This window comes from Pseudomonas sp. S07E 245, from assembly GCF_019599025.1.
GTDB lineage: Bacteria > Pseudomonadota > Gammaproteobacteria > Pseudomonadales > Pseudomonadaceae > Aquipseudomonas > Aquipseudomonas shirazensis.
Window position 1 is genome coordinate 472,941 of sequence record NZ_CP080625.1, and the last position, 13,874, is coordinate 486,814.

Sequence of the window (13,874 nt, forward strand, 5' to 3'; positions counted from 1 at the left end):
GTCCAGCCTGTGTTCGGGAATGATACGGCGATTTCGGAGTTTGCAATGCTCGAACAGGCTCAGCGCGTCCTCAAGGACATCTTCGGCTACGACAGTTTCCGGGGGCGCCAGGCAGCGATCATCGAATGTGTGGCCAATGGCGGCGATGCCTTGGTACTGATGCCTACCGGCGGCGGCAAGTCGCTGTGCTTCCAGGTCCCTGGCTTGTTGCGGCCCGGCTTGACTGTGGTGGTATCGCCACTGATCGCCTTGATGGACGACCAGGTTGCCACCCTCGACGAACTCGGCGTGGCCGCGGCAGCCCTGAATTCGACCCTGAGTGCCGAGCAGCAACGCGAGCTGGCCGGGCGCTTGCGCCGCGGCGAGGTGAAGATGCTCTACCTCGCGCCTGAGCGCTTGGTGCAACCACGCATGCTCGAGTTCCTGCAGGGCCTCGACGTATCGCTGTTCGCCATCGACGAAGCGCACTGCGTGTCGCAGTGGGGCCATGACTTCCGGCCTGAGTACCTGCAATTGGGCCAACTGGCCGAACAGTTTCCGCATGTGCCACGCATCGCCCTGACCGCCACCGCCGACATGCGCACCCGCGAAGAGATCGTCCAGCGTCTGCACCTGCAGGGCGCCGAGCGCTTTCTGTCGAGCTTCGACCGACCGAATATCTTTTACCGCATCGTGCCCAAGGAAGCGCCGCGCAAACAGCTGATGGCGTTTCTTGGCGAGCGCCGCGGCAACGCCGGGATCGTCTACTGCCTGTCACGCAAAAAGGTTGACGAGACCGCAGCGTTTCTCTGCGAACAGGGCTTTCCTGCACTGTCCTACCATGCCGGCCTGGCCGCCGACACCCGTGCCAGCAACCAGCGCCGCTTCCTCAACGAGGAAGGCCTGATCATGGTTGCGACCATTGCATTTGGCATGGGCATCGACAAGCCCAACGTGCGCTTCGTTGCCCACCTCGACTTGCCCAAGTCGCTCGAGGCGTATTACCAGGAGACTGGTCGTGCCGGTCGTGACGGCTTGCCCGCCGACGCCTGGATGGCCTACGGCCTGCAAGACATGGTCATGCTCAAGCAGATGTTGCAGAACTCCGAAGGTGACGAACGTCACAAGCGGGTCGAGCAGCACAAGCTCGACGCCATGCTGGCCCTGTGTGAAGAAACCCGCTGCCGCCGACAGTCGCTGCTGGCCTACTTCGACGAAGTCCTCGAACAGCCCTGCGGTCACTGTGACAACTGCGTCGACAAGGTGCAGACCTGGGACGCAACCGAGCCTGCGCGTCAGGCCCTGTCGGCGGTGTTTCGTACCGGTCAGCGCTACGGCGTTGGTCATCTGGTCGATGTGCTGCTGGGCAAGGACAACGAGAAGATCCGCAGCTTTGGTCACGAGAAGCTCTCGGTCTACGGCGTCGGTAAGTCCCTGAGTGAACATGAGTGGCGCTCGCTGTTCCGCCAACTGGTCGCGCGTGGCCTGGTCGATATCGACCTCGAGGGCTACGGCGGCCTGCGCCTGTCCGACAGCTGCCGGCCATTGCTGCGTGGCGAGGTCAACCTGCAGCTGCGTCGCGACCTCAAACCACAGACCAGTGCCAAGAGCTCCAGCGGTGGCAGCCCGGCCAGCCAGTTGGTGCGTGGCGAAGAGCGCGAGATGTGGGAAGCCTTGCGCACCCTGCGGCGCAAGCTGGCTGAAGAGCACAGCGTACCGCCTTACGTCATCTTCCCCGATTCGACGTTGCTGGAAATGCTCCGCAGTCAGCCTGCAAGCCTTGCCGACATGGGTCAGGTCAGTGGTGTCGGCGCGCGCAAACTGGAGCGCTATGGCCAGGCGTTTCTCGAGGTGCTCAACGGCGGCGAGAGCACGCAGGCGCCAAAGGTGGTGCTTGACCTGCGCCACGAACTGGTAAGCCTGGCGCGGGCGGGCATGACGCCGATGCAGATTGCCGGCCAGCTCAATTGCAGCGAAAAGAATGTCTACAGCCTGTTGGCCGAGGCGCTCGGCCGTCAGGAACTGAGCCTGGACCAGGCGCTGGACTTGCCCGAAGACCTGATGATGGAAGTGCAGGATGCCTTCCTTGATGGCGAAGGCGAGCTACCGCCGGTGGCGGAGATCGCAGCGCAATTCGCCCAGCGCGTACCGGAGGGTGTGCTGTATTGCATCCGCGCTGCGCTGGCGGCAGAGTTTGAGCTGTAACCAGGCGCGATGCCGCTGAGCGCGGCATCTGGCTGATCCTTGTCATATTTTTTGATGATTATCGGACATTTCCGTGACGCCCAGCCTTGCCTGGAGCGCAAGGCCATGATTAGCTGGCTAATAATTAGTTCTATCCATCGAGTTGTTTATGCCGCTTACCGACAATCAACACCGCTTTGGCATGCAACTGGCCCAGATGTCCCGGGGCTGGCGCGCTGAACTGGATCGCCGACTGGCCGGGCTGAATCTGTCTCAGGCTCGCTGGTTGGTGCTGTTGCACCTCGCTCGCTTCGCCGAAGCTCCGACCCAGCGTGAACTGGCGCAGAGCGTGGGCGTTGAAGGCCCAACGCTGGCGCGCCTGCTCGACAGCCTGGAAACCCAGGGTCTGGTGCGCCGCCAGGCGGTGCTGGAAGATCGTCGTGCCAAAAAGATTCTGCTCTGCCCACCCGCCAAGCCGCTGATTGAGCAAATCGAAACCATCGCCAACCAGCTGCGTACCGAACTGTTCAGCGGGGTAGACGAGGCTGACCTGGATATCTGCATGCGGGTCCACGCAAAGATTCTCGGCAACCTGGAAAAATCCTGAGGCGACGCCAGGGCTGCCATGCAGAGGCAGCCCCGGGCGCGTTCAATCAGAACGTGTGGCCCAGATTGAGATATACCGCTTTCTGCTGCTCGCTGTTGGCCCCATAACTGAGGTTCAACGGCCCTAGCGGCGTCTCCAACCCTAAAAATATGCTCGCGGCGTTGATGTAGCCACTGTCGAAGTCATTGTCGTTGTTCCAGGCCCGGCCGCGTTCGAGCGAGCCGCCGATGTACAGCGGGAAGTCCAGCGGCAGGTAGGCGCGTGGCGTCAGGCGCCGGTAATAGAACATCCGCATCAGGCTGATGTTCTGCCCCGACACCGAATCCTGACGGAAGCCCGACAGCTGCCGGGCGCCACCGAGCACGAAGCTCGAAGTGACCACGTCGGCGTCGTTCAGCGTGCGTCCGTAGCGCCCGCCAAGCACCAGCGTGTCGGCGCCGCTGCTGAGTGCCTTGTCCACGTTCAGCTCCCACTGACGATAGTTGCTGTCCGAATCCAGCGACTTGTCGTAGTTGCGCAGAGTCAGGCCGATGTCTTCGCCACTGTGCGGGAAGTACACGTTGTCCAGCGTATCGAACGAGTACTTGAGCTCGTAGAAACCTTCGTTGAAGCTGACCGAGGGCAGGTCCTGATCACCAATGCGAACGTCGGCGTTGCCCCAGGCCTTGCCCACGCCTGCACGCACCTCGCCATAGGTACCGATCTGGCGGCCGAGGTTGATGCCGAAACCATAGCGTTGCAAGCGGTATTCGGCGATCGGGTCATTTTCCAGTGTCGCTTCGATGTTCTGTGAACCCAGATCCAGATACGGCGCGACGAAATACCGCGAACCGATGTCCAGCGGCTGATAGAACTCGCTGTATAGCTCTTGCTGATCGCCGATCTGCGCCCGCGTCAGCCATTCACCGCCCAGCCGATTGATGCCATTGATGCGGTAGCTGGCGCCGAGGTTGAAGGCGCTGTCGCCGCGCATGTCGTCCGACAGGTTGAGGCCCAGGCGTAGGTAGTCGGTACCGCCGCGTTTGCCGCTGGCCTTGATCACCAGGGTGTTGTCGTCGCCCTTGTGCACCACGCGGTACTGCACACCGTCAAAGTAATCCAGGCCATACAGGGTACCCATGTCGGTCTGCAGACGCTCCAGCTCCAGTGGCTCGCCAATCGGCTGGCGAACGTAGTAGCGGATCACGTCGTCGCTGACCTTCGAATCATTCTCGACCTTGATTGCGGTAATCACCGGGGTGCGCTGGCGCGGCGAGCGGGCGATGGCGAGCTGAGTATCGCCCTCAGCCTGGCGCAGTGTAGCCAGCCGGGCATCAAGAGCACGGGTGGCGCGGTAGCCGGCCTCGATCATCTCGGCGGTGCGGCCGAAGTCAGTGACGCCGAATGCCGCCAAGGGCGGCTGAATCAGGATGTCATCGCGGTGCAGGTTGGCCAGTTGCTCTTCGGAGTTTCGCCGGGTCATCAGGGTGATCGACTGGTTGAGCACATCCACTACCGTGTTCAGTTGCTTGCGGTCGCGCAACGGAGTACCGATGTCGACCACAATGGCCAGATCGACGCCCATCTCGCGGGCGACATCCAGCGGGATGTTGTCGACCATGCCGCCGTCGACCAGCAAGCGCCCATCCATCTCGACTGGGGCGAACACCGCCGGGATCGACATGCTGGCGCGGATCACCTGCGGCAGGTGGCCACGGCGGAACACCACTTTTTCGCCACTGGCGATGTCGGTTGCGACGGCGCGGAAGGGGATCGGCAGTTTGTCGAAGTCGCGGGTATCAGCGGTGTGGGCCAATTTGCTTTCCAGCAGCAGGGCGAGGTTCTGACCCTGGATCACCCCCAGCGGCAGGCCCAGGCTGCCGTCGTCGCGAAAGCTCAGCTTCTGCTTGACCAGAAAATCGCGATCATCCTGCTTGCGCCGGAACGGCACGTCTTTGCGCGGTGGCGCATCGGACAGCGCCTGCTGCCAGTCGAGTGTGGTGGCGAGTTTTTCCAGCTCTTCGACGCTGTAGCCCGAGGCATACAGGCCGCCAATGACCGCCCCCATGCTGGTGCCGGCAATGGCATCGACGCGCACGCCTTGCTCTTCCAGCGCCTTGAGCACGCCGATGTGCGCCAGGCCCCTGGCTGCGCCGCCAGACAGCACCAGGCCGACCTTGGGCCGGGTGTTTTCGGCAGCTGTGGTCGGCAAACAGGTAAGCAGCAGCATCAGGCACAACAGCAAGCGGTGCATCGTCCAGTCTCAAAGCAGAGGGAAAGGCCGCTAGTATAAGCGGCCAACACTCTGGAGATAGCTGATCATGTCTGCGAGCAAGCCCGAAATAGTCATCAATTATTGCACTCAGTGCCAATGGCTGCTGCGCGCCGCCTGGCTGGCGCAGGAGCTGCTCAGCACCTTTGCCGACGATCTGGCCCGGGTCGCGCTGGAGCCAGGCACCGGTGGCGTGTTCCGGGTCACCTGCAACGGTGTGCAGATCTGGGAGCGCAAGGCGGATGGCGGCTTCCCCGAGGCCAAGCAGCTCAAACAGCGCGTACGCGACCAGATCGACCCGCAGCGCGACCTCGGCCACAACGATCGTTGATCAGCTGCCCTGGGTTGCAGGCTTGGCGGCGCTGGCCGGCTCGCTGGCCAGGCGGCTGGAGAGGATGATCGCCAGCACGATCAAGGCGCCGCCGGCGAGCATGGTCAGCGAAGGCCGCTCGGCGAATAACGCCCAGGCCACGGCGATGCCATAGACCGGCTCCATGCCGAACACCACGGCGGCGGTGCGCGCCTTGATCACCGCCAGCGCAGCGACGAACAGGCTGTGCGCGATGCCGGTACAGAACACCCCAAGCAGGCTGATCCAGAGCCAGTCGACAGCGCGAACGTCGGCCAGACCCGGCGCTGCGAACGGCACCAGGCACAGCGCTACCACCAGATTCTGCCAGAGCGCTGCCTGCGCCGCCGGCAAGCGCGCGCCACCCGCGCGGTTCGTCAGCGACAGCAGCGAGAACAGTAGCCCCGAAAACAATGCCCAGAGCAGGCCACTGGTGGCCTCGCTGGCCAGGTCGAAGGCGGGCGTGACGAGGATCAGGCCGATGCTCACCAGCACGACCAGCATCAGCTCGTTGCGACGGATGCGCTCGCGAAACAACAGCCCTTCAAGGATCACCGTGAACGCCGGGAAGCTGGCAAAGCCCAGGGTGGCGATGGCCACGCCGGCAACCTTGACCGCGATGAAAAAGCTTACCCAATGTCCGGCCAGCAACACGCCGCCAAACAGCAGACGGCGCACATCAGCGCCTTTGAGTGGCTGCCAGGTCTGACGCATGAACTGGGCAAACAGACCCAGCGCCAGCACGGCGAAGGCGGCACGGCCAAAAACAATGATGGCCGGGCTGGCCGAGACAGCGAGCTTGCCGAAGACACCGGTCAGGCCAAACAGCAGCGCGCCGATGTGCAGAGCGCCGAGGGCGGTGCGGGGTGTCATGGGAGTCCTCTGTGCGGACCGCTGGCGATAGGTACGAGGCGTGGCGCAGCGATGGCTGATGACAGGTGCGAGCCAGTTTAAGCGCAGGCGGGGGCGCTGTCTGTGGCCAATTCGCCCATCCCGTGCCGCGCATCAGCGTGTACGCAGCCCTGGCGCCTTACAAGCTGACCTTGCCCAGCAGGACGTCACGGAACATCGCGAAGTCGCCGATCAGGCTGTACCACGGATGATCGAACGTCGCCGGGCGATTCTTCTCGAAGACAAAATGCCCGATCCAGGCAAAGCCATATCCGGCAACCGGGATCAACAACAGCAACAACCATTTGCCGCTGGCAATGGTGTAGGCGAGCAGTGCTATCACCAGGCTGGTGCCGACGAAGTGCAGCCGCCGGCAGGTGGGGTTGCTGTGCTCGCCGAGGTAGAAGGGGTAGAACTCGGCAAAACTGCGAAACTGCGCTGTGCGGTCCATTATTTCGCTCCCTGAGCAACTGCTTATGGCGTGGGTACACGGCGTGGAGCCTGATTAGAGTCTAGAGTCATAGGCAAAGCGGGCCAGTGACAATAAGCGCCAATTGAGTATCCTTGGCATTCACCGCAGGAGCGGTCAGCACAAGAAGCCGGTTATGAGTGAAAGAACCACATCCGCCAGCTGGGCATCCGGCATCGTCAAGGCCCTCGAGCTGGAAGGCCTCGACTGCCAGGCCATGTTCAAGGAACTCGGCCTGGACTTCGCTGCGCTGGATGACCCGGACGCGCGCTTCCCGCAGGATTCGATGACCCGCCTGTGGCAACTGGCGGTCGAGCTGTCGGGTAACCAGGCGATCGGCTTGAACATGGCGCGGGTGGTGCGCCCGGCATCGTTTCATGTGGTCGGTTATGCGTTGATGTCCAGCCGTACCCTGGCCGAGGGCTTCGAACGGCTGGTGCGCTACCAGCGGATCATCGCCGAAAGCTCGGACCTGAGCTTCCGCCTCGGGCCCGAGGGTTACTCGCTGGTGCTGACCGTGCACGGCGACCACCTGCCGCCAACCCGCCACAGTGCCGAAGCCTCGCTGGCGTGCGCGCTGGCGCTGAGCAAATGGTTGAGCGGGCGACCGATCCAGCCGCGGCGCGTGCTTATCCAAGGGCCACAGCCTGACGACATCGAGCCTTACAAGGTAGCCTTTCACTCGCCGCTGGTATTTGGCGCTGCTCACGACGCGTTGGTGTTCGAGCGGGCCGATATGGAAGCGCCATTGCCCACCGCCAATGAAGCCATGGCGGTGTTGCATGACCGCTTTGCCGGCGAATATCTGGCCCGCTTCTCGGAAAGCCGCGTCACCCACCGGGTGCGTCAGGTGTTGTGCCGGATCCTGCCCCAGGGCGAGCCCAAACGCGAAACCGTGGCGCAGGCGCTGCACATGTCTCAGCGCACCCTGCAGCGGCGTTTGCAGGAGGAGGGCACCAGTTTCCAGACGCTGCTCGACGACACCCGTCGCGAGTTGGCCGAGCAGTACCTGGCCCAATCAGGCATGACCCTGCTCGAAACCGCCTACTTGCTGGGCTTTTCCGACCCGAGCAATTTCTACCGGGCATTTCGCCGTTGGTTCGACGCCACCCCCAGCGAATACCGCTCGCGGCTGGGCGCCGAGGCGGTCAGTGACGCCAGAACGCCGGCATACATAGAACCAGCACGGTGATGATTTCCAGCCGGCCGAGCAGCATGCCGCCCGCCAGGATCCACTTGGCGGCATCCGGTAAAGTGGCGTAGTTGCCCGCTGGGCCAATCACTTCGCCCAGGCCCGGGCCTACGCCGGACACAGTGCCCGCGGCGCCGGTCAGCGCTGTCATCCAGTCCACTCCCAGCAGCGACAGCAGCAGGGCGATTACGCAGATGGTGATGGCGAAGAAGAACGAGAAAGTCAGAATCGAGCGGACGATCTCTTCATCCAGGCGATGGCCGTTGTACTTCTGCTTGATCACCGCGCGCGGGTGGATCAGCTGATTGAGGCTGGCCTTGAGCAGGATGTAGGCAACCTGAAAGCGGAAAATCTTGATCCCGCCGGCCGTCGAGCCGGAGCAGCCACCGATAAAGCCCAGATAGAAAAACAGCATCAGCGAGAAGTTGCCCCACAGGCTGTAGTCGCCCAAGGCGAAACCGGTGGTGGTAACGATCGAGGTGACGTTCAGCGCGACGTGGCGCAGGGCATCCAGCCAGTGCAGTTCGGTGGTTGCCCAGTACCAGGTGCCAAGTACCAGCCAGGTGATCACCAGCAGGCCCAGCAAGCCCTGCACCTGTTGATCCTTGAACAGCGCTCGGCGATTGCCGCGCAGCGTCGCCACATACAGCGTGAACGGCATGCTGCCGAAGATCATCACCACTACCGCAACCCAGTGCACGGCCGGGATGTCCCACTTGGCCAGCGACAGGTCCGAGGTGGAAAAACCGCCGGTGGAGATCGCCGACATGGCGTGGTTGATCGCGTCGAACAGGCTCATGCCCGCCCACCAGAACGCCAGGCTGCCTAGGAAGGTAATGCCGACGTACACCAGCACGATCGACTTGGCGACCATGTGCGAGCGCGGCATGACCTTCTCCGAGCGGTCAGAAGACTCGGTCTGGAACAGGCGCATGCCACCAATGCGCAGCAACGGCAAGATCGCCACCGCCATCGCGATAAAGCCGATACCACCCAGCCAGTGCAGCATCGAGCGCCACATGAGAATGCCGGGAGACATGGTGTCCAGCCCGCTCAACACCGTCGCACCGGTGGCGGTAATCCCCGACATGCTCTCGAAAAAGGCGTTGGTATAGCTGATGTGCTGAGTCAACAGGAACGGCAACGCCGCGAACACGCAGACGATCAGCCAACTGCTGACGGTGAGCAGGTACATGTCGCGTGGGCGCAGGTGCACGTGCTCGGGGCGGCCGGGGATGATCAGCGCCAGGCCGGCGATGAAGGTGATCAGGCTTGACCAGAGAAACGACGGCATGTCGCCGGTGCGTTCGAACACCAGCAGGGTGGCCATCGGCACGACCATGCTGACCGCCAAGGTGATCAGGAAGATGCCGATGATGAAACCAATGATTCTTAAGGTCGGCAACGCCATGTGATCTGCTCTGACTCGAATCGGAAAGGGCGCCATTCTACCTGTGGGGCTGGTTAAGTAAACGCCCTTGGCAGATGCAGCGGTGCTGCCATGGCAGGCGTCGATAGTGCAGAATGGCAGCACTTTTTATCTGCCAGGAGGGTAGCCGATGGAGGCTCTCGACGCATTGCTCAACCGTGTATCCGTGCCACGCCTGACCGAGCCGGCGCCCAATGCGGCGCAACGCGAAGGGTTGTTCCAGGCGGCGTTGCGCGCGCCGGACCACGGCCAGCTGCGCCCATGGCGCTTTCTGACCATCGAGGGCGAAGGCCGGGCCAAGCTTGGTGAGCTGTTTGCCGAAGCGCTGGCCAATAAAGGCGACGCCAGCCAGGCCGCACTGGACAAGGCGCGCGCCATGCCGCTGCGCGCACCGCTGCTGATCGTGGTTATCGCGCGTCTGCAGGATCACTTCAAGGTGCCCAAGTCCGAGCAGCGGCTGGCCGCCGGTTGCGCTGCCCACGGCATCCTCATCGCCGCCCATGCACAAGGTATCGGCGCTGTCTGGCGTACCGGCGACATGGCTTTCGACGCCCATGTTCATCAAGGCCTGGGGCTGGAGGCCAACGAGGAGTTGATAGGCTACCTGTACCTCGGAACGCCGCTCAACGAGCCCCGCACCGCGCCTGTGCTGGACACGGCCGACTTCGTCCGCGCCTGGGGCTGAGTCGTGCAAGGGGCGCTCTGCGCCCCGCCGCTTTCGGTGTAAAGGAGCGCTCGATCAACTGCCAACGACGGCCGTGACCGGGAACTCCAGACGAGCAACGAAGCCTCCCTGGGCATGGTTGCCCAGGATCAGGCTGCCACCATGCCGCTCGGCTGCACGCCGGGCTATCGCCAGACCAAGCCCATGACCGGCGGAGTCCTGTCCCGGCGCACGGAAGAACGGCTCGCCGAGTTGAGCAAGATACTCCGGCGCAACCCCTGGACCATGGTCACGCACAGTTATCAGCACCCGCTGCTGCTCAAGCCTGGCGCTGATCTCGATCGGTTTGCCGCTGGGATTGAAGCGCAATGCGTTGCGCACCAGGTTATCCACGGCGCGCTCGACCAGCGTCGGCCAGCCCTGCAAGGTCAGCCCGGGCGCGGCTTCCAGGCGAATCTCCTGCTCCGGCGCACTCAGTTGCGCGTCCTTGCGCACACTGCCCAGCAGAGCGTTGACGTCGATCGGCTCAACCAACGCCTGCTCGGCATCGACTCGGGCCAGGGCAAGAATCTCGCTGATCAGGTCTTCCAGTCGGTCGCATTCGCGGGTCAGTCGCGGCCACAGGGCTTGGCGCTGCTCGGGTTGCGCGCGTTCGGCCAGCGCCAGGGCGATACGCAGGCGCGCCAGCGGTGAGCGCAGCTCGTGCGAGACGTCGCGCAGCAACTGGCGCTGGCTGCCGATCAAACTCTGCAGGCGCGCGCCCATCTTGTTGAAGTCGGTCGCCAGCACGCCGAACTCGTCACGCCGGGCCGCCAGTTGGGCCAGGCTGTTCTGCTGGTAGCTGGTCTGGCCAAGGTCATGCACGGCGCCGCGCAGGCGGCTCAGCGGGCGGGTAATCGACAGCGTCACCAACAGGCTGAACAAGGTCAGCACCACCAGGGCGATGCCGAGCGCGCTGAGTGGCCAGAGCAGGCTTTCGCGGTGCCAGGCATCCAGCTCCGGGTGCGGGATGCGGTAGATCAGCAGGTAGGTCTCGCCGCTGCTGGGGCTGGTGTATTCCTCGGTCAATCGGCGCCACGGCAAGCGCCGCTGGTCATTGTGCTGGCGCGCTTCAAAATCGGCCGCACGGCGCGGGAAGGTTCCCGGCACCACCGCATCGCCGGCGTCGTTGAGTACCTGCACATCGACCTTGTAGCGCTGCTTGCGCCGTTCCAGAAAGCGCTGGGCCGAGGCCACGCCGTCTTGTTCATAGTGCTGTGCCCAGCCGCTGGCCAGGGTATTCAGGCCTGGGTGACGGCTGAGGATCCAGTTGTCCTGGTTGAGCATATGGCCAAGCAGGATCGACAGCCCTGCGACCAGGGCGATGGCTAGCCAGAAACTGGCCAGGATGCGCCAGAACAATGAACGCAAGACGAGACCTCCACAAACGAGAAAAGCCCGGCCCGCTTCTGAGCGGGCCGGGCAGTGGGTTACAGCTTACTGAGCCTTGCCGGCTTTTTCAGCTTTCCAGGCCTGGAATTCCTTCCATTCAGCCTTGCGTGCAGCGCGTTCTTTCTGCTGCGCGTCGAACATCTTCTGTTGCTCGGGCTTGAGCAGGCCGCGGATCTCGCTGTCGGTCTTGTCATGACGGGCCTTGAGCTCGTCCTGCATGGCTTTTTTATCGGCCGCCGGCAGTTTGTCCAGGTAGCGCTTGGTAATCTCGCGCTGGGCTTTCATGCCGTCGCCCTTGAGCTTGCCGATCTGTTGGCGTTGCTCCGGAGTCAGGTCGAGCTGGGCGTAAGGCGCATTGCCGCGGTGATGCGGGCCGTCGTGACGTGGACCGCCGTCTGGCATGGCCATGGCTACGGTTGGCAGGGCAGCGGCAAACATCAGAGCGATCAGGGTCTTGCGCATGGTGTTTCTCCTCTCATGGGCCGGTTGTTACCGGATGAGCCCAGTTTAGGGAGATCAAGGTCAGGCGCAGTCAGGTCAAGGTAAAGGCAAGGTAAAGAGGTTGCAGGGCGTTGCGGCTCTCTAGAGCGAAAGGCAAACCGCGTCGCGCGGCTTGCCTGTGTCTGCTGCTGGGCTCAGAGGCTGTAGTAATAGCCACGGCTGCGCAGGGCGACGATGCGCGGGCGGCCGTCGGGGTGGGGCCCAACTTTACGGCGCAGGTTGCTCACGTGCATGTCCAGGCTGCGGTCATACAGCGTCAGTTTGCGGCCAAGGCTGATCTGGGCCAGCTCCTGTTTGTCCAGCGGCTCGCCAGGCTGGCGCAGCAGCGCCTCGAGGATGCGGCTCTCGGACAAGGTCAAGGTCATCTCGCGACCTTCGACGCTGACCACGCCACGGGCCGGGCTGAACGCCAGATCGCCGATTTCGACCTGGCTGCTCGGCGCTGCCGGGTGGCTGCGGCGCAATACGGCGCGCAGGCGGGCGGTCAGCTCGCGGGGGTCGCAGGGTTTGGCCAGGTAATCGTCGGCACCCAGTTCCAGGCCGAGGATCCGGTCCAATGGCTCGCCGCGTGCCGAGAGCATCAGCACCGGCAGTTCGGCGTGCTCGCTGCGCAATTGCTTGAGCAGCTCAAGGCCGCTGCCATCAGGCAACATCACGTCCAGCACCACGGCCGCCGGCGCGCATTCGGCCAGGGCCTTACGCGCACTGCGGCCATCATGGCAAGCCCGCACTACAAAACCTTCCTGGGTCAGCCAGCTGCAAAGCAGCTCGCAGAGCTCTTGGTCATCATCAATCAGTAACAGCTCGCTCATGACTCACTCAATTCAACCATTGACGGCGTCTTCTGTGTCCGCCAGTGGCAAAGATACCGCAGACTACCGAGAACAGTGCAACGTCTGCGCCAATTACGCAGCACATTTGTCGGTTCGGCGGTGTTGACTGAGGGGTATCGGCCGCTCGTCGGATTAGATGAGGGCGATTGGATGCCGGCCCTGCGGGCAGGGCCGGCAGGTGCAGCGGGTTATGGCATGACCTGCTTGAACGGCTTGACCACCACCTTGTCATACACGCCCGCAGCCACGTACGGGTCGGCATCGGCCCAGGCTTGTGCTGCAGCCAAGCTGTCGAACTCGGCGACGATCAGGCTACCGGTAAAGCCGGCAGCGCCCGGGTCATTGCTGTCGATGGCCGGGTGCGGCCCAGCCAGGACCACGCGGCCTTCGCCTTGCAGCTGCTGCAGGCGCTCGATATGCGCAGGGCGCGCGGCCAGGCGTTTGTCCAGAGAGTTGGCGACGTCGCTGGAGATGATGGCGTAGAGCATGTCAATCCTCGGTCTTGGGAGTAGTTGAGTCGCTGTCGTGCAGGTGGCGCGACAGGTAGACGCCTTGGGCGACCAGGAAGATCACGGTCATGCCGAGGCTGCCGAACACTTTGAAGTCGACCCAGAAGTCCTGGAAGGTAAAGGCCACGAACAGGTTGGCCGCACCGCAGATCAGGAAGAAGCAGATCCACGCCAGGTTCAGCCGTGCCCAGATCGCATCCGGCAGGGTCAGGGCGTGACCCATGATGCGTTTGATCAGCACCCGATCACCGATGAAGTAGCTGCCGGCAAAAGCCAGGGCAAACAACCAGTTGACCACCGGGGCTTTCCATTTAAGGAAGGTTTCGCTGTGGAAAGCCAGGGTCAGGCCGCCGAACAGCAGGCATGCGAGCAGGGTCAGCCATTGGCCTTTTTCCAGCTTGCGCTGGCGGATCAGCAGCGCGCCGTAGACCACCAGCGAGCTTGCGATCAACACCGCAGTGGCGCTGTAGATACCGCCGAATTCGAAGCTGTGACCGGCTACTTCGAGTGGGCGCGGGTCGAGCTTGTAGACGATGAAAAACAGCAGCAACGGAATGAAATCGACGAATTGTTTCACAATGGCAG

At 63.1% G+C, this 13,874-nt stretch carries 14 protein-coding genes and 1 pseudogene; 5 read left to right on the forward strand and 10 right to left on the reverse strand.

Going from position 1 to position 13,874, the window contains the following annotated elements; genetic code table 11:
* Window positions 1-45 precede the first annotated feature (45 nt).
* Window positions 46-2,184, forward strand: coding sequence for a DNA helicase RecQ (gene recQ / locus K3F44_RS02220; protein WP_150572174.1), 2,139 nt, complete (start codon window positions 46-48; stop codon window positions 2,182-2,184).
* 148 nt (window positions 2,185-2,332) lie between these two features.
* A complete protein-coding gene (locus tag K3F44_RS02225) occupies window positions 2,333-2,770 on the forward strand; it encodes a MarR family transcriptional regulator (RefSeq protein ID WP_101317654.1) in 438 nt (145 codons plus the stop codon).
* 46 nt (window positions 2,771-2,816) lie between these two features.
* On the opposite strand, the gene K3F44_RS02230 is transcribed toward K3F44_RS02225, so the two are convergent.
* Window positions 2,817-5,003: a patatin-like phospholipase family protein gene (locus K3F44_RS02230; RefSeq protein ID WP_220633264.1), complete on the reverse strand. Its 2,187-nt coding sequence runs from the start codon at window positions 5,001-5,003 to the stop codon at window positions 2,817-2,819.
* Between the two features lie 67 nt (window positions 5,004-5,070).
* On the opposite strand from K3F44_RS02230, the gene K3F44_RS02235 reads away from it, so the two are divergent.
* Window positions 5,071-5,352: a SelT/SelW/SelH family protein gene (locus K3F44_RS02235; protein WP_103436586.1), complete on the forward strand. Its 282-nt coding sequence runs from the start codon at window positions 5,071-5,073 to the stop codon at window positions 5,350-5,352.
* Here the strand turns inward: K3F44_RS02235 and K3F44_RS02240 are convergent, their stop codons facing one another.
* Together K3F44_RS02240 and K3F44_RS02245 are read right to left on the reverse strand one after the other, a co-directional pair.
* Window positions 5,353-6,243 carry a DMT family transporter gene (locus K3F44_RS02240; RefSeq protein ID WP_220633265.1) on the reverse strand — a complete coding sequence of 297 codons (891 nt, stop codon included), beginning with the start codon at window positions 6,241-6,243 and terminating at the stop codon, window positions 5,353-5,355.
* Window positions 6,244-6,400: 157 nt separating this feature from the next.
* Window positions 6,401-6,712, reverse strand: coding sequence for a DUF962 domain-containing protein (locus K3F44_RS02245; protein WP_101317662.1), 312 nt, complete (start codon window positions 6,710-6,712; stop codon window positions 6,401-6,403).
* 154 nt (window positions 6,713-6,866) lie between these two features.
* Here K3F44_RS02245 and K3F44_RS02250 point away from each other — a divergent pair, with 154 nt between their 5' ends.
* Complete coding sequence (locus tag K3F44_RS02250) at window positions 6,867-7,922, forward strand: AraC family transcriptional regulator (RefSeq protein ID WP_101317664.1); 1,056 nt, start codon at window positions 6,867-6,869, stop codon at window positions 7,920-7,922.
* Here K3F44_RS02250 and K3F44_RS02255 read toward each other — a convergent pair.
* Window positions 7,879-9,333, reverse strand: a complete 1,455-nt coding sequence (locus K3F44_RS02255; RefSeq protein WP_150569813.1) for a TrkH family potassium uptake protein — start codon at window positions 9,331-9,333, stop codon at window positions 7,879-7,881. The two genes, K3F44_RS02250 and K3F44_RS02255, sit on opposite strands and share 44 nt — an antisense overlap.
* Before the next feature lie 148 nt (window positions 9,334-9,481).
* Here K3F44_RS02255 and K3F44_RS02260 point away from each other — a divergent pair, with 148 nt between their 5' ends.
* Window positions 9,482-10,036, forward strand: a complete 555-nt coding sequence (locus tag K3F44_RS02260; RefSeq protein ID WP_101317668.1) for an NAD(P)H nitroreductase — start codon at window positions 9,482-9,484, stop codon at window positions 10,034-10,036.
* Between the two features lie 54 nt (window positions 10,037-10,090).
* Here the strand turns inward: K3F44_RS02260 and K3F44_RS02265 are convergent, their stop codons facing one another.
* From K3F44_RS02265 to K3F44_RS02285, 6 genes and pseudogenes are all read right to left on the reverse strand, one after another.
* Window positions 10,091-11,425: a HAMP domain-containing sensor histidine kinase gene (locus tag K3F44_RS02265; RefSeq protein ID WP_220633266.1), complete on the reverse strand. Its 1,335-nt coding sequence runs from the start codon at window positions 11,423-11,425 to the stop codon at window positions 10,091-10,093.
* A gap of 66 nt (window positions 11,426-11,491) precedes the next feature.
* Window positions 11,492-11,908, reverse strand: a complete 417-nt coding sequence (locus K3F44_RS02270) for a Spy/CpxP family protein refolding chaperone (RefSeq protein WP_101317672.1) — start codon at window positions 11,906-11,908, stop codon at window positions 11,492-11,494.
* A gap of 173 nt (window positions 11,909-12,081) precedes the next feature.
* Complete coding sequence (locus K3F44_RS02275; RefSeq protein ID WP_220633267.1) at window positions 12,082-12,759, reverse strand: response regulator transcription factor; 678 nt, start codon at window positions 12,757-12,759, stop codon at window positions 12,082-12,084.
* Window positions 12,760-12,766: 7 nt separating this feature from the next.
* Window positions 12,767-12,850 (reverse strand): annotated as a pseudogene (locus K3F44_RS24715) (translation initiation factor 2); the annotation flags it as partial.
* 118 nt (window positions 12,851-12,968) lie between these two features.
* Window positions 12,969-13,268, reverse strand: a complete 300-nt coding sequence (locus tag K3F44_RS02280) for a YciI family protein (protein ID WP_150569811.1) — start codon at window positions 13,266-13,268, stop codon at window positions 12,969-12,971.
* A 1-nt stretch (window position 13,269) separates the two neighbouring features.
* Window positions 13,270-13,866 (reverse strand): septation protein A, encoded by a 597-nt coding sequence (locus tag K3F44_RS02285; protein ID WP_186698563.1) that lies wholly within the window; start codon window positions 13,864-13,866, stop codon window positions 13,270-13,272.
* Window positions 13,867-13,874 lie beyond the last annotated feature (8 nt).

Excerpts from the sequence above, each read along its gene's own strand:
- recQ (WP_150572174.1), top strand. The coding sequence starts at position 46 with ATGCTCGAACAGGCTCAGCGCGTCCTCAAGGACATCTTCGGCTACGAC.
- K3F44_RS02225 (WP_101317654.1), top strand. The coding sequence starts at position 2,333 with ATGCCGCTTACCGACAATCAACACCGCTTTGGCATGCAACTGGCCCAG.
- K3F44_RS02230 (WP_220633264.1), bottom strand. The coding sequence starts at position 5,003 with ATGCACCGCTTGCTGTTGTGCCTGATGCTGCTGCTTACCTGTTTGCCG.
- K3F44_RS02235 (WP_103436586.1), top strand. The coding sequence starts at position 5,071 with ATGTCTGCGAGCAAGCCCGAAATAGTCATCAATTATTGCACTCAGTGC.
- K3F44_RS02240 (WP_220633265.1), bottom strand. The coding sequence starts at position 6,243 with ATGACACCCCGCACCGCCCTCGGCGCTCTGCACATCGGCGCGCTGCTG.
- K3F44_RS02245 (WP_101317662.1), bottom strand. The coding sequence starts at position 6,712 with ATGGACCGCACAGCGCAGTTTCGCAGTTTTGCCGAGTTCTACCCCTTC.
- K3F44_RS02250 (WP_101317664.1), top strand. The coding sequence starts at position 6,867 with ATGAGTGAAAGAACCACATCCGCCAGCTGGGCATCCGGCATCGTCAAG.
- K3F44_RS02255 (WP_150569813.1), bottom strand. The coding sequence starts at position 9,333 with ATGGCGTTGCCGACCTTAAGAATCATTGGTTTCATCATCGGCATCTTC.
- K3F44_RS02260 (WP_101317668.1), top strand. The coding sequence starts at position 9,482 with ATGGAGGCTCTCGACGCATTGCTCAACCGTGTATCCGTGCCACGCCTG.
- K3F44_RS02270 (WP_101317672.1), bottom strand. The coding sequence starts at position 11,908 with ATGCGCAAGACCCTGATCGCTCTGATGTTTGCCGCTGCCCTGCCAACC.
- K3F44_RS02275 (WP_220633267.1), bottom strand. The coding sequence starts at position 12,759 with ATGAGCGAGCTGTTACTGATTGATGATGACCAAGAGCTCTGCGAGCTG.
- K3F44_RS02280 (WP_150569811.1), bottom strand. The coding sequence starts at position 13,268 with ATGCTCTACGCCATCATCTCCAGCGACGTCGCCAACTCTCTGGACAAA.